This window comes from Stenotrophomonas geniculata, from assembly GCF_034508895.1.
In the GTDB taxonomy this organism is placed as follows: Bacteria; Pseudomonadota; Gammaproteobacteria; order Xanthomonadales; family Xanthomonadaceae; genus Stenotrophomonas; species Stenotrophomonas geniculata.
Window position 1 is genome coordinate 203268 of record NZ_CP140571.1, and the last position, 14025, is coordinate 217292.

The 14025-nt window shown below is 68.0% G+C and carries 10 protein-coding genes and 1 pseudogene; 7 read left to right on the forward strand and 4 right to left on the reverse strand.

Annotated features, from left to right (window positions below; genetic code table 11):
- Nucleotides 1-231: 231 nt before the first annotated feature.
- From zwf to eda, 5 genes are all read left to right on the forward strand, one after another.
- Nucleotides 232-1668, forward strand: a complete 1437-nt coding sequence (gene zwf / locus RI032_RS00960; RefSeq protein WP_057503078.1) for a glucose-6-phosphate dehydrogenase — start codon at nt 232-234, stop codon at nt 1666-1668.
- The gene (gene glk, locus RI032_RS00965; RefSeq protein WP_010484331.1) at nt 1665-2672 is read left to right on the forward strand and encodes a glucokinase; all 1008 of its coding nucleotides are present in this window, start codon (nt 1665-1667) and stop codon (nt 2670-2672) included. The genes zwf and glk overlap by 4 nt, the downstream gene beginning before the upstream one ends.
- Entirely contained in the window at nt 2669-3391 is a 723-nt protein-coding gene (pgl, locus tag RI032_RS00970) for a 6-phosphogluconolactonase (RefSeq protein WP_010484329.1), read from the forward strand. The genes glk and pgl overlap by 4 nt, the downstream gene beginning before the upstream one ends.
- A 58-nt stretch (nt 3392-3449) precedes the next feature.
- Complete coding sequence (gene edd / locus RI032_RS00975; RefSeq protein WP_322547718.1) at nt 3450-5366, forward strand: phosphogluconate dehydratase; 1917 nt, start codon at nt 3450-3452, stop codon at nt 5364-5366.
- Nucleotides 5367-5571: 205 nt separating this feature from the next.
- Entirely contained in the window at nt 5572-6231 is a 660-nt protein-coding gene (gene eda / locus RI032_RS00980; RefSeq protein ID WP_322547719.1) for a bifunctional 4-hydroxy-2-oxoglutarate aldolase/2-dehydro-3-deoxy-phosphogluconate aldolase, read from the forward strand.
- Nucleotides 6232-6329: 98 nt separating this feature from the next.
- Here eda and RI032_RS00985 read toward each other — a convergent pair.
- From RI032_RS00985 to ispG, 3 genes and pseudogenes are all read right to left on the reverse strand, one after another.
- A pseudogene (locus RI032_RS00985) lies at nt 6330-6978 on the reverse strand (response regulator).
- Nucleotides 6979-7179: 201 nt separating this feature from the next.
- Nucleotides 7180-7929 (reverse strand): phosphatase PAP2 family protein, encoded by a 750-nt coding sequence (locus RI032_RS00990; RefSeq protein WP_071305406.1) that lies wholly within the window; start codon nt 7927-7929, stop codon nt 7180-7182.
- Nucleotides 7910-9175, reverse strand: a complete 1266-nt coding sequence (gene ispG, locus RI032_RS00995) for a flavodoxin-dependent (E)-4-hydroxy-3-methylbut-2-enyl-diphosphate synthase (protein WP_014036794.1) — start codon at nt 9173-9175, stop codon at nt 7910-7912. Before ispG ends, RI032_RS00990 begins: the two co-directional genes overlap by 20 nt.
- Nucleotides 9176-9289: 114 nt before the next feature.
- Between ispG and RI032_RS01000 the strand changes: the two genes are divergently transcribed.
- Nucleotides 9290-10516 carry an ATP-binding protein gene (locus RI032_RS01000; protein ID WP_322547720.1) on the forward strand — a complete coding sequence of 409 codons (1227 nt, stop codon included), beginning with the start codon at nt 9290-9292 and terminating at the stop codon, nt 10514-10516.
- Complete coding sequence (locus RI032_RS01005) at nt 10513-11082, forward strand: response regulator transcription factor (protein WP_012510702.1); 570 nt, start codon at nt 10513-10515, stop codon at nt 11080-11082. The genes RI032_RS01000 and RI032_RS01005 overlap by 4 nt, the downstream gene beginning before the upstream one ends.
- A gap of 17 nt (nt 11083-11099) precedes the next feature.
- Here the strand turns inward: RI032_RS01005 and RI032_RS01010 are convergent, their stop codons facing one another.
- Nucleotides 11100-13997 carry a type 2 lanthipeptide synthetase LanM family protein gene (locus RI032_RS01010; protein WP_322547721.1) on the reverse strand — a complete coding sequence of 966 codons (2898 nt, stop codon included), beginning with the start codon at nt 13995-13997 and terminating at the stop codon, nt 11100-11102.
- Nucleotides 13998-14025 lie beyond the last annotated feature (28 nt).

A 14025-nucleotide genomic window follows, 5' to 3' on the forward strand; every position in this document is an offset into this window, starting at 1 on the left:
CATTCTGCCATGTAAACGTTTTCACGTGGCACTATCCGATGATCGGTGCGCACCGATCTGCGTCGGCGGTGGAACGAAGCTTCCGCCGGGGCAGTGGTTTCGAATGGAACGGTCTTCCGCTACCCCGGAGATCGCCCCTGACGAACCTCGGACAGGCAGTTGCGCGGATGTCCCCCGAACCCAGCCATGAAGCGATTGACAACGATGTCACCCGGATCTGAAACTCGAGCGATGCACGACACCCTCTTCCTGTTCGGTGCCACAGGTGATCTGGCCCAGCGCTACCTGTTCCCTTCGCTGCTTCGCCTGCTTGGCGACGGCCTGCTGCCGGAGGACTTCCGTATCCGTGCGCTGGCCCTGTCCGGGCATGACACCGAAGCCTTCCATGACATCCTGCGCCCGCGCCTGCAGCAGGCCATGCCGATGGCCTCGCAGGACGACATCAGTGCCCTGCTGCGCCGCATCGACTACCGTTCGGTGGACCTGCGCGACGTCGACTCGGTTGCCGCCGCGGTCTCCGACCTGGTGCACCGCAAGTGCGTCAGCTACCTGGCCATCCCGCCGGGTCTGTACATCTCCACCTGCGAAGGCCTGGCCAAGGGCGGCGCACTTGCCGCACCGGCACGCCTGATGCTGGAGAAGCCGATCGGCAGCGACAGCGAGAGCGCCGAGGAGATCATCTCTACCATCGGCCAGTGGATCGACGAGGACCGCGTGTTCCGCCTCGACCACTACCTGGGCAAGGCGGCAGTGCAGAACCTGATCGCGCTGCGCTTCGGTAATACGCTGCTGGAGGCAGTGTGGAACCGCAACTACATCGAATCGGTGCACATCCTGGTGGCCGAGAGCGAAGGCGTGGATGGCCGCGACGCCTACTACGCCCGCTCCGGCGCGCTGCGCGACATGGTGCAGAGCCACATCCTGCAGCTGCTGTGCATGGTGGCGATGGAACCGCCGGCGTCGCTGGAAGCCGACCGCATCCGCGACGAGAAGGTCAAGGTGCTGCGCGCCCTGCGTCCGCTTGATGCCAAGCACGCCGCGCGTGACAGCATCCGCGGCCGCTACACCGCCGGCACCATCAACGGCCAGCCGGCACAGGCCTACCAGCCGCCGGAAGGCAGCGACGTGGAGACCTTCGCCGGTGTCACTGCGCACATCGACAACTGGCGCTGGAGCGGCGTGCCGTTCCACCTGGTCACCGGCAAGCGCCTGCCCGAGCGCACCACCCGCGTGGTGGTCACGCTGAAGCCGGTCACCCACTGGCTGTTCGAGCGCCCGCAGCGCGCGCAGGCCGCACCAAACCGCCTGGTGTTCCAGCTGCAGCCGCAGGAAAACATCGAACTGGGCCTGATGAGCAGCCTGGCCGGCCCGGAATGGGGCGCGCTGGAACTGCACCCGCTGGAGCTGGAGCTGTCGGTGCCGACCGGCCTGCACCGCCGCATCGCGTACGAGCGCCTGTTCCTGGATGCGTTCAACGGCAACCACACGCTGTTCGTGCGCGATGACGAAGTGCGCGCCGCCTGGGCGTGGATCGACAGCGTGGCCGATGCCTGGAAGGACGCCAAGCTGCCGCTGGAGCCCTACCCCGCCGGCCAATGGGGCCCGAGCAATGCGGGCGAGTTCCTGCCGCAGGGCGTGGACGCGCCGGACAGCGGAGCCTCGGCATGAGTGCCAGCTCGCAGCCGGTGCTGGTCGCCGACATCGGCGGCACCAACGCCCGCTTCGCCCTGGCCGACACCTCGCAGGACGCACCGCTGCAGAAGGACAGCATCCGCGAGTACGCGGTGGCGGAGTTCCCATCGCTGGGTGATGCCGCGCGCCACCATCTGGAACAGATCGGCGCCACCGCCAGCCGCGGCGTGTTCGCAGTGGCCGGTCGCGTTGATGGTGACGAAGCGCGCATCACCAACCATCCGTGGGTGATCTCGCGCAGCCGCACCGCAGCGATGCTCGGGTTCGACGAACTGCACCTGATCAACGATTTCGCCGCACAGGCGATGGCGATTTCACTGCTGCAGCCCGATGACGTGGTCCAGGTCGGTGGTGCCGCCTGGGTGCCGGGCAAGCCGGGCCAGCCGCGCAACTACGCGGTGATCGGTCCGGGCACCGGCCTGGGTGTCGGTGGCCTGATCCTGCGCCACGGACGCTGCTATCCGCTGGAAACCGAAGGCGGCCATGTCAGCTTCCCGCCGGGAACCCCGGAGGAGATCCGCATCCTGGAAATCCTGTCCGAGCAGTTCGGCCGCGTCTCCAACGAGCGACTGATCTGCGGCCCCGGCCTGGTCAACATCCATCGCGCGGTGTGCGAGATGGCCGGTATCGATCCCGGCCAGCTGCAGCCGGTGGACGTGACCGCCCGTGCCCTGCATGGCGATCCGCAGGCAATGCGCACCGTGGACGTGTTCTGCGCGGTGTTCGGCGCCATTGCCGGCGACCTGGTACTGACCCAGGGTGCCTGGGATGGCGTGTTCCTGACCGGTGGTCTGACTCCGAAGATGCTCGATTCGCTGCAGCACTCTGGTTTCCGCCAGCGCTTCGAACACAAGGGGCGGTTCTCTTCGATCATGGCGCGCGTTCCCTCGTTGGCCGTGATGCATCCCCACGCCGGATTGCTGGGCGCCGCCGCCTATGCCGCCGACGCCGAACGTGACGCACCTGGAGTTGCCGCATGAGTCCCACCTTCCACGACGACCGCATCGAGTTCATCAGCCACGGCGATGCCGATGGCTGGATCGAGGCAGTGGCCGCCGAGATGGCGCAGACCCTCAACCACGACATCAACGAAGTGGGCCGCGCCCGCATCCTGTTGTCCGGCGGCACCACGCCGGCGCCGGTCTACCAGGCGCTGGCCGAGTTGGACGTGCACTGGGACCGGGTGGAAGTGAGCCTGGCCGACGAGCGCTGGCTGTCGCCGCAGGATCGCGACAGCAACGCCTGGCTGGTGCGCGAGCACCTGCTCAAACGCGCCGAAGGTGCGCATTTCGATCCGCTGGTACGGATCGGAAAGCCGCTGCCGGAATGCGTTTACACCGCCAACCTGCAGGCCCAGCACAGCCAGCCGCCGAGCCTGGTGGCACTGGGCATGGGCAACGACGGCCACACCGCCTCGCTGTTCCCGGGCTCGAAGGACCTGGCCCGCGCACTGGAAAGCACCCTGCCCTACGCGGCACTGGACGCCACCGGCTGCCCGGGCGCGAACCAGTGGCCGCTGCGCATCACGCTGACCCCGCACGGGCTGGGCCAGTGCCGCCAGCGCCTGCTGCTGCTGCGCGGCAAGCAGAAGCTGCAGGTGCTGCGCCAGGCGCTGGACAGCAACGACGCCCAGCAGTACCCGATCCTCAATGCAATCAACCTGGACGGCGCGCGCCTGCGCGTGCACTGGGCTGATTGATGTCGGCGGCGGCGCCGCGCCGCCGCTTGCCTCTCGCCACCACGAACGCCGGTAGCCAATGAGCCTCCATCCGCAACTGCAAGCCATCACTGAGCGTGTCATCCGCCGCAGCGCCGCCTCGCGTGCCGCCTATCTGGCCGCGATCGATGCCTCCCTGCGTGAGGGCCCGTTCCGCAGCCGCCTGAGCTGCGGCAACCTCGCCCACGGATTCGCCGCCTGCAGCGGCACCGACAAGAGCCGCCTGCGCGGTGGCGTGACGCCGAACCTGGGCATCATCACCGCCTACAACGACATGCTGTCGGCGCACCAGCCGTTCGAGACCTATCCCGAGCAGATCCGCGAGATCGCCCGCGAGCTGGGCGCCACCGCACAGGTGGCCGGCGGCGTGCCGGCGATGTGCGACGGCGTCACCCAGGGCCGAGGCGGCATGGAACTGTCGCTGTTCTCGCGCGATGTGATCGCACAGGCGACCGCCATCGGGCTCAGCCACGACATGTTCGACACCACCGTCTACCTCGGTGTGTGCGACAAGATCGTGCCGGGCCTGCTGATCGGTGCACTGGCCTTCGGTCACCTGCCGGCGGTGTTCGTGCCGGCCGGCCCGATGACCCCGGGCATTCCGAACAAGCAGAAGGCCGAAGTGCGCGAACGCTACGCCGCCGGCGAAGCCACCCGCGAAGAGCTTCTGGAAGCCGAGTCCGCGTCGTACCACGGCGCTGGCACCTGCACCTTCTACGGCACCGCCAATTCCAACCAGGTGCTGCTGGAAGCGATGGGCGTGCAGCTGCCGGGTGCGTCGTTCGTCAACCCGGGCACGCCGCTGCGTGATGCACTGACCCGCGAAGCCGCCGAACGTGCGCTGGACATCACCGCGCTGGGCGATGACTTCCGTCCGCTGGGCCGGATCATCGACGAGCGCGCGATCATCAACGCGGTCATCGCGCTGATGGCGACCGGTGGGTCGACCAATCACACCATCCATTGGATCGCCGTGGCACGCGCCGCCGGCATCGTGCTGACCTGGGACGACTTCGACGAGCTGTCGCAGCTGATCCCGCTGCTGGCCCGCGTCTATCCGAACGGCGACGCCGACGTGAACCGCTTCGCTGCGGCCGGCGGCCCGGCGTTCGTGTTCGGCGAGCTGATCAAGGCGGGCCTGATGCACGGCGACCTCGTGAGCGTCGCGCGTGGCGGCATGGCCGACTATGCGCGCGAGCCGCAGCTGCGCGCCGGCCAGCTGGTCTATCTGCCGGGCCTGGAACGCAGCGCCGATGACGAAGTAGTGCGCGGTGTCGACAACCCGTTCGAACACCAGGGCGGCCTGCGCCTGCTGCGCGGCAACCTGGGCAAGTCGCTGATCAAGCTGTCGGCGGTGAAGCCGCAGTACCGCACGATCGAAGCACCGGCGGTGGTGGTGGATGCACCACAGGTTTTGAACAAGCTGCACGCCGGTGGCCTGCTGCCGCAGGATTTTGTGGCGGTGGTGCGATACCAGGGCCCGCGTGCGAACGGCATGCCCGAACTGCATTCGCTGGCGCCGCTGCTGGGCCTGCTGCAGAACCAGGGCCGGCGTGTGGCACTGGTCACCGACGGCCGCCTGTCCGGCGCCTCGGGCAAGATTCCGGCGGCGATCCACGTGACGCCGGAAGCGGCGCGCGGTGGCCCGCTGGCCAAAGTGCGCGAAGGCGACATGATCCGCCTGGATGGCGAGGCCGGCACGCTGGAAGTGCTGGTGGATGCGGCGGAATGGGCAGCACGTCCGCTGGCGCCGAACACCGCGCCGGCCGCGCATGACCTGGGCCGCAATCTGTTTGCGATCAACCGTCGCATGGTGGGTCCGGCCGACCAGGGGGCGATTTCGATTTCGTGTGGGCCGGCGGCGGCCGATGGTGGGCCGTGGGATTACGACGCGGAGTACGAGCTGGGGCATGATGCCGCGGCGGCGGCGGCACCGCATGAGGCGAAGGACGCCTGAAGCGAAAAGCCGCGGCAGGCTTCCCGGCCTGGGCAGTAGAGCGCCCTGGCCGGGACACGCCGTAAACCCATCCATGGGGGCTCGATCGCGGCATCCATGCCGCTCACAGTCCCGGCCAGGGCGCTCTACTGCCCTTGGACAATTCCCGGCGCGTCATCTGCGCTGCGGCCACTGAATCAAGAAGAGCAAAGGCAAGGGCAAAAGCATGGGTATCGAACAACATCAGGTGAAGGCGGCGGAGCTGTTGCATGCGGCGGGCATCCTGCCGGTGGTGACGATTCATACGCTGGACCAGGCGCGGGCGGTCAGTGCGGCGCTGCTGGAAGGTGGCCTGCCGGCCATCGAGCTGACGCTGCGGACACCGGTGGCGATGGAAGCGCTGGCGATGCTCAAGCGCGAGCTGCCGGATGTGGTGGTGGGCGCGGGCACGGTGCTGTCCGTGGAGCAGATGCAGCAGTCGATCGATGCGGGCGCGGACTTCCTGGTGACGCCTGGTACGCCGCCGGCGCTGGCCGATGCATTGGCCGCTGCGCCGCTACCGGTGGTGCCGGGTGCGGCCACGCCGACCGAGCTTCTGTCGCTCTATGCGCGCGGCTTCCGCGTGTGCAAGCTGTTCCCGGCCACGGCCGTGGGTGGCCTGGCGATGATCAAGGGTCTGGCCGGCCCGGTCGCCGACCTGAAGCTGTGCCCGACCGGCGGCATCACCGAAAACACCGCCGCCGAGTACCTCGAACAGAAGAACGTGGTCTGCATTGGTGGTTCGTGGATGGTGCCGGGCAACTGGATCGCCAATGGCGAATGGGACAAGGTGCGCGCCAGCGCCGCTGACGCCGCCAAGATCATCCAGCGCGTTCGCGGCCACTGAGCCGAACGCAGCTGTAGAGCCGAGCCCACGCTCGGCTCCACTCCAGCGGAATGAAGCGCAGCCGAGCATGGGCTCGGCTCTACAGAAGGCCGAATCCCTTACAGCGGCCGTGCCGGATCCACCAGCCCGTATTGGCTGGCCATCCGCGCCAACGCGATGTTGTCGTGGATCCCCATCTTCTCGAACAACCGCGCCTTATGCGTGTTCACCGTCTTCGCGCTCAGGCTCAGACGGCGGGCGATGTCTTCCTGGCGCAGGCCTTGGGTCAGCAGCAACGCCACTTCCAGCTCGCGCGGCGACAGGCTGTCGAACGGCGAACCGTTGCCTTCCACCGTCGATAGCGCCAGGTTCTGCGCGATGCTGGTACCCAGGTAGCGACGGCCACCGGCCACGTCGCGCACCGCGCGCAGCAGTTCCTGCGCATCGCAGCCCTTGCCGATGTAGCCGGCAGCACCAGCTTCAAGCAGCCGCTTCGGCAGCGGGCCATCTTCCAGCACCGACACGATCACCACGCGGGTATTGCGGTGGCTGCGCACGATGCGCTCAGTCACTTCCATGCCGCTCACACCCGGCAGATGCAGGTCGCACAGCACTACGTCCGGCAGCAGCTGGCGGACCTCGCGCAGCGCGTCCTCGCCGGTCTCGGCTTCGCCCACCACCTCGATGTCGGTTTCCCCCCGACAGAATCATCTTCATACCGGTGCGGACCAGTGCGTGGTCATCCACCAGGTAGACTCGAATCGTCATTCACGTACCTCTTCGAATGCGGCCATTGCAGGTCAAGCTAGGTGGGGTGCCGATACCCCTGCAAGCGCGTTCGGAATGCGACCCCGGCAATCTGCCTTGCGCATCACAGTACCGCGCGTTGTGCTTGCCCCCTGTCTTGCAGAACCTGCTGCAACGAAACAACTGATCTATCACGTAGACGTCCCTCAAGGGCCATCCACGTCAATCCCCCTGTGATGATGCTTCGCTGGCCTTCGCTGGCGGCGGGCCGTGACGTCGCCAAGGGTGCCGGCGACTGAACATGACCAGATAGCACCCTATCACCCAAACCAGCGCGGCACACCATCCGGCCAGGATATCGGAGGGGTAATGCACCCCCAGATAGACCCGGGACACGCTGACCAGCAGGCTGAATGCCGGCGCCAGCAGCAGCACCGGCCAGCGCCAGCGGGTGTTCCAGGCCAGCAGTACCAGGGTCACCGCCAGGGTCATCGAGCCCATCGCGTGGCCGCTGGGGAAGCTGAACGTCGATTCCGGCGCGATCGATTCCCACAGGCTGGGGCGCTGGCGCTGGAAGAAGTGCTTGCTGCCCATGTTCAGCAGCGCCGAGCCGACGAAGCTGACCGCCACGAAGGTGGCCTCGCGCCAACGCCGGTAGCCCAGGAGCGCGCCGATGATCAGCACGTCGGCCGGGATCAGGAACCATTCGTAGCCCAGTTTGGAGATGAGCACGAAGAAGCGGTCCAGCAGCGGCGAATGCAGGCCATGCATCTGCCACAGCAGCGGCGCGTCGAAATGGAACGATTCAAACTCGTGCACCTCGTCAGCCAGGGCGACGAAGCCGGCCAGCGGCAGCAACACACCGCCGAACAGCAGGACCAGGCGCCAGGCGTTGCGCGCCATCCAGTGGCGGAAGCCGGAGGCGGACTCCGGTGCAGCGAGGATCGCAGGCTTATCCGGCGCTTCGGACATACTTGTGTTCGACGTAATCGTCGATCAGGGCGACGAACTCCTGGGCGATGTTGTCGCCACGCAGGGTCACCTTCTTCTCGCCATCGACGAACACCGGCGCTGCAGGCGTTTCACCCGTGCCCGGCAGCGAGATGCCGATGTTGGCATGGCGCGACTCACCCGGCCCGTTGACGATGCAGCCCATCACCGCCAGGGTCATGTTCTCCGCCCCCGGGTGGTGGATCTTCCACAGCGGCATCTTCTCGCGCACGTGGTTCTGCACCACCTTGGCCAGCTCCTGGAAGAACTCGGAGGTGGTGCGGCCGCAGCCCGGGCAGGCCGTGACCAGCGGCGTGAAGGCACGCTGGCCGGTGGTCTGCAGCAGTTCCTGGGCGACGATCACTTCCTGCGTGCGCGACTGGCCCGGTTCCGGGGTCAGCGAGATGCGGATGGTGTCTCCGATGCCTTCCTGCAGCAGCACGCTCAGCGCCGCGGACGAGGCGACGATGCCCTTGCTGCCGATGCCGGCCTCGGTCAGGCCCAGGTGCAGGGCGAAGTCCGAGCGCTGGGCCAGGTCGCGATACACCGCGATCAGTTCCTGCACGCCGCTGACCTTGGCCGACAGCACGATGCGGTCGCGCGGCAGGCCGAGTTCCACTGCCTGCTCGGCCGAATCCAGCGCCGAGCGGATCAGCGCCTCGCGCAGCACGCGACCGGCGTCCCAGGGCTGTTCGCGCAGGTTGTTCTCGTCCATCAGCTTCGCCGCCAGGGCCTGGTCCAGCGAGCCCCAGTTGGCGCCGATGCGCACCGGCTTGTTGTAGCGGATCGCGAACTCGATCAGCTGGGCGAACTGCAGGTCCTTTTTTTTGCCGAAGCCGACGTTGCCCGGGTTGATGCGGTACTTGGCCAGCGCTTCGGCACACGCCGGTTCGGCGGTCAGCAACTGGTGGCCGTTGTAATGGAAGTCACCGATCAGCGGCACGTCGATGCCCATCATCGCCAGCTTGTCGACGATGCGCGGGATCGCCGCAGCGGCTTCAACGGTGTTGACGGTCAAACGCACCATTTCCGAACCGGCACGCCACAGCTCGGCCACCTGCTTCACGCTGGAGGCCACGTCAGACGTGTCGGTGTTGGTCATCGACTGCACCACCACCGGCTTGCCTCCACCTACGGTGACCCCGCCGATCTGCACGGCATGGGTCTGGCGGCGGGGCCAGGAGGTGGCATCGGAGGGGGGAGTCGGGCGGGTGACGGCGTCGTGCATGGGCGCATTCTACCGCCCGCTCCCGCATTCCGGGTGACTCGCATTCAGCCGGCGGCACGGCTGCGGCCGATTGTCGCAGGCACGGTCACGCGTGAACGCATAGGATGAGCGTGAATGACCGGTCCCGACGCCCCGTTTCTCCGAACCCTATGCAGCCTGCGCTGGCTTGCCGTAGGTGGCCAGGCCGCCACCATCCTGGTCGCCACCTGGGTGCTGGGCCTGCCGTTGCCGCAGCTGCCGCTGTGGGCCGGCGTGGCCGTGCTGACCCTGTTCAACGTCTATACCCAGCTGCGCCCGGAAGCGGCCGACACCGCGCCGCTGACCGCATTCGGCCACATCCTGGTGGACGTAATCATCCTGACCTGGATGGTGGGCTGGAGCGGTGGCATGGCCAACCCGTTCAGTTCACTGTTCCTGATCCTGATCGCACTGGCCGCCTTCGCCCTGCCCCTGCGCTGGGCGCTGGCGGTCGCGCTGGCCTGCCTGCTCGGCTACGCCGCCAGCGGCATCTTCGGCCAATCGCTGCCGGATGGCTATTTCCGTGCGCAGGACCTCAACCGCTGGGGCGTGGTCGCCAATTTCCTGATTTCCGCCGCAGTGGTGCTGGCCTTCTCCACCCGCCTGGCGCTGGCGCTGCGCCAGCGCGAACTGGAACTGTCGGCGCTGCGCGAACGCTTCGCCCGCAACGAGGGCATCGTCGCCCTGGCCACCCATGCCGCCTCGGTGGCACATGAACTGAACACGCCGCTGGCGACCATGACCCTGCTCGCCGATGACGTCGCCGAGCGCAGCGAAGAGCCCGAAGTCCGCGAAGACATGGAAACCCTGCGCGAGCTGCTGGTGCAGTGCCGTGAGCGCGTGCTGGCGCTGGCCGCACCGGCCTCGGCCGATGCACCGGGGCGCAGCCACTCCAGCGCGCAGCAGGTACTGGAACAGTGGCGCCTGGTGCGGCCGACCATCGACCTGCACCGCAACGACGATGCGCCGCTGCGGCTGCCACTCGACCCGGGCGTGGGCCATCTGCTGATGGTCCTGCTCAACAATGCCGCTGATGCCGGCGAACAGGCCGGCCGGCCGCGCGTGGACCTGGACCTGCGCATCGAAGGCGACGACCTGATCGGCGAAGTCCGCGACTACGGCCACGGCTTCGACGCCCGCGCCGCGGTGCTGCCGGGCAAGCTGTTCGGCAGCAGCAAAAGCGAGGGCTTGGGCGTCGGCCTGGCCCTGTCCCATGCCACCATCGAACGCCTCGACGGCGAGATGTGGATGCGCCCGGCCCAGGGGGCCGGCAGCCGCGTCGGCTTCCGCCTGCCGCTGGCCCCACGCGAGGACACCCCATGAGCCTTCACCACTCCACCCTGGGCCTGCTGGTCGACGACGACGAGCTGTACCTGCGTACCCTGCAGCGCAGCCTGGCCCGCAAGGGGCTGGAAACCCAGACCGCGCAGGACGCCGCCAGTGCACTGGCACTGGCCCGCCAGCATCCGCCGGCGTTCGCGCTGATCGACCTGAAGCTGGGCAGCGATTCCGGCCTGGCACTGATCCAACCACTGCGCGCGCTGCGCGCGGACATGCGCATCCTGCTGGTGACCGGCTACGCCAGCATCGCCACCGCCGTGGAGGCGATCAAGCTCGGCGCCGACGACTACCTGCCTAAGCCGGCCACGGTGCCGATGATCCTGCGCGCCCTCGGCGAGGAAGATGACGGCCCGGCCGACGATGGCGAAATGGAAGTGCCGGACGCGATGACGCCGATCAGCCGCCTGCAGTGGGAACACATCCAGCAGGCGATGCACGAGACCGGTGGCAACGTATCGGCGGCCGCACGCCTGCTCGGCATGCACCGGCGTTCGCTGCAGCGCAAGCTGGCCAAGCGACCGAGCCCGGAACGCGATCCCAGCCGTTGATCGCGGCCCCGTCCGGCTCAGACCTCGGCCAGCACCGCTCGGTCCTGCGCGGTACTGGAACGCGATGCCGGTGCATCGACCCGGGCCACTGTCGTCTCCTGCAGCAACGGCGACGGCAGCGCGCAGGCCGGATGCATGCGCAGGAAACCATAGATCGCACCTGCCAGGCCGATCATCAGGCCCGGAGTGAAGGCCGCGCGGGTCAGTCCGCCGACCATGCCCTGGTGCTCCTCGATTGAAGAAACGATCTCGATGGCCGCCTCATCCTGCGGATAGGGACATCCCTCCGGATCCAGCGCAGCCGCCAGCACCAGCAGCTCCCGGGTGGACACATCGCCGTGGCACAGGGTGTGGCTGAACCCCCATTTGCCACGCGTATCGGCAACCGCGCGGCGCATGTCGCGCAACTGCGCCGGATCGCCGGTACGGGCGTACAGATCCGCAGCGGCCAGACCGATGCCGACACTGCCATGACACCAGGTCGGGAAGTTCTTCTGCCCGTCCTGGAGATGGATGTCGCGCCAGTGCCCGGTATGCGGTTCGAACAGCGCCGCCTGGAACGCAAACGCTCCTTCGGCCAACTGCCGCCAGGCCGCGCGCTCAGGCACGCTGCCGGCATCCGAACGCGCCAGCCGTGCCAGCGCCCAGCCCATGCCCATCGCACCGTGGCCGAAGCCACCGATCGGCTCGCGGAACTGTGGCGTCGGCCAGCGTGCGCCGTCGGCATCGACGATCGCCGCATCCTGCATGCGGCGCCCCGCTGCAGCCGCCAATGCCAGCCACCGCGTATTGCCGGTGGCCTCGGCGAGCGCCAGCAACGGCAGGATCATGCCCGACACGCCATCAATGAGTTCGAATTTCACCGGCCCCTGGAAGCCGCGGCGTTCCGCCGCGTCCGCGCAGTGCTCGGCCAACGCCAGCAAGGCTGGCCGCTGCAGCAGATCGTGCAGTGCCAGCAGTGTCCAGATCTGGGAACCCGTACCGACGAATCCGCCATCAATCTCGGCGGGATGCCGTTCGCACATGGTCTGGAACACCGCGATGGCGCCCTCGATGGCCGGATCCAGCCCCGCCACGGCGTCGGCGCGCCCCTGCTCCACTTCGCGACGGTAGGCGGCCAGCGCGAAAGCGATGCCTCCCAGCCCGAAGTACAGGTCAGGCTGCACGGGCTGAACCGTCCACCCGGTACGCGTCACCTCGGGCGTGATCCAGGTCATCGAACCGTCTTCACCATGCACGGCAAGCCGCAGAAGATTCTCCACCGCACGTGCCGCCAGCGTACGTCGGCGCTGATCCAGATCGTCCGCGCGCGGTTGCCGCGCCGCGTAGCTGTAGCCCGACCGGGCCTCGGCGCGGGCCAGCGCATGCTGGTTCAGATCGGTGGCCACCAGCGTGCTGCGGATGGTCACGTCTTCCAGGTCGATGCGCATCGCACGCCAGTTGTCGGCGATGGCGCGGATACGGGCCGCATCCAGCTGCGAGGTGAAAATCGGAATATCGCCGTGGCGCAGGTCATCCACTTCGCCGCGGACGGTGTCCAGGTCCGATGGCGCAGCCGGCGACACCGCCGCATTGCGCACCAGCAGATCGATCGCGCGTTCAACCGCCTGGGCTTCGTTGTGCAGCGAGGCTGGATGCCAGAGCATCCGCCCGAGCTCTGCGTAGGCCATTGTCGGCCGCCGCACGTCGCGCACCTGACAGCCTTCGAAAGCCACCAGGAGTGGCATCAGTTCGCCCTTGGCATCGAGCGCGCGCAGGCGCCCACTGGCGTCGATGAAGCCCTCGCTGATGTGGTCCCAGTACAACGAAACATCCGGCTGCGGGCTTGGATGGTTCTGTGCGATGGCGACCTCTGCCTCGACCAGGCCCAGCCGCGCCGGCGCCGTCCCGTCTTCGATGATCACCGGCACCTGCACGCGCGGCTGCTCGCCCGGCAGTGCGCCGGCGGCGGACAGGTCCACGCCTTCCATGCCGAGGCCGGTGGTGCGGAACGGCACGATACCGGTCCGCAGCACCGAATTGCGCATCAGCTTGACGGCCGTGTCGTAGGCATCGCCCAGACCGGAGGGTTCGACGTCGATGACCTGCGAGAACACGCTTTCGGCGTCGACCACCACCGGCACCGGCCCGACCGCGATCAGGTTCTCCAGGTGGATGTCGGTCCCGCCCACCAGGCGCAGGATGGCCAGCCAGTGGCCGAGACCGCGGTAATAGGCCCGCAGCTCCTCGTCACCGGAGCAATAGCGGTGCGCGGCAAATGCGGCCCAGCCGTGGCTGCCACGATCCACCACGTGCGGCACGCGTACCCGGCCAGGGCCCTCGCCGAAGACGGCGGCAAGCAGGCCATCAAGCGTGGCATCGATACGCAGCGAGCGCGGCTTGTACATCAGCGTACCGCCGTCGAACTGCAACCGCGCCACGGTCCGTCCGCCACCGTGCAGGTCACCGCGCCCCAGCGACACCGCACGCAGCGATCCTGCCGGACTGCCGAGCAGGTCCGTCAGCAGCGCACGATCACGGCCGATGCGCGCGGCCAGCTCCACCACGGCCGCACATTGTCCTTCGAGCATGCGCGACAGCCGCGGCAGCAGCACCGGGTAGCGTCGCTGCAGATGCTCATGGAAGCCCTCGCCGGTGGCGAGGGCCACGAATTCGTCCAGCGCACCGGCGCCCTCAAGCGGGCCGATGTCACCACCGCGCGCGGCCGCATGCAGTTCCAGCAACAGCACGCGGTTGAGCTTGAGCTGGGCATGTTCACGAAGCGCCGCATCGCCCTGCTCATGCAGGAGCGCGCGCTCGTCCGGCCGCAGATCGATGGCGGGGTCACGCAGGCCAGCCGCCAACGCGGCGCGCGCCTCGGCAAGGAAATGTTCGGTGATGCGCGCAAACGCGGCCGCAGCCGGAGAAGCGGTCATTACGCCCCCTGCAAAGTGTCCAGAGTCT

What these genes read in the sequence shown, in the direction of transcription:
- RI032_RS00990 (WP_071305406.1), bottom strand. Translation starts at nt 7,929, where the DNA reads ATGTCCGAAGCGCCGGATAAGCCTGCGATCCTCGCTGCACCGGAGTCC.
- edd (WP_322547718.1), top strand. Translation starts at nt 3,450, where the DNA reads ATGAGCCTCCATCCGCAACTGCAAGCCATCACTGAGCGTGTCATCCGC.
- RI032_RS01005 (WP_012510702.1), top strand. Translation starts at nt 10,513, where the DNA reads ATGAGCCTTCACCACTCCACCCTGGGCCTGCTGGTCGACGACGACGAG.
- eda (WP_322547719.1), top strand. Translation starts at nt 5,572, where the DNA reads ATGGGTATCGAACAACATCAGGTGAAGGCGGCGGAGCTGTTGCATGCG.
- ispG (WP_014036794.1), bottom strand. Translation starts at nt 9,175, where the DNA reads ATGCACGACGCCGTCACCCGCCCGACTCCCCCCTCCGATGCCACCTCC.
- RI032_RS01000 (WP_322547720.1), top strand. Translation starts at nt 9,290, where the DNA reads ATGACCGGTCCCGACGCCCCGTTTCTCCGAACCCTATGCAGCCTGCGC.
- zwf (WP_057503078.1), top strand. Translation starts at nt 232, where the DNA reads ATGCACGACACCCTCTTCCTGTTCGGTGCCACAGGTGATCTGGCCCAG.
- glk (WP_010484331.1), top strand. Translation starts at nt 1,665, where the DNA reads ATGAGTGCCAGCTCGCAGCCGGTGCTGGTCGCCGACATCGGCGGCACC.
- pgl (WP_010484329.1), top strand. Translation starts at nt 2,669, where the DNA reads ATGAGTCCCACCTTCCACGACGACCGCATCGAGTTCATCAGCCACGGC.
- RI032_RS01010 (WP_322547721.1), bottom strand. Translation starts at nt 13,997, where the DNA reads ATGACCGCTTCTCCGGCTGCGGCCGCGTTTGCGCGCATCACCGAACAT.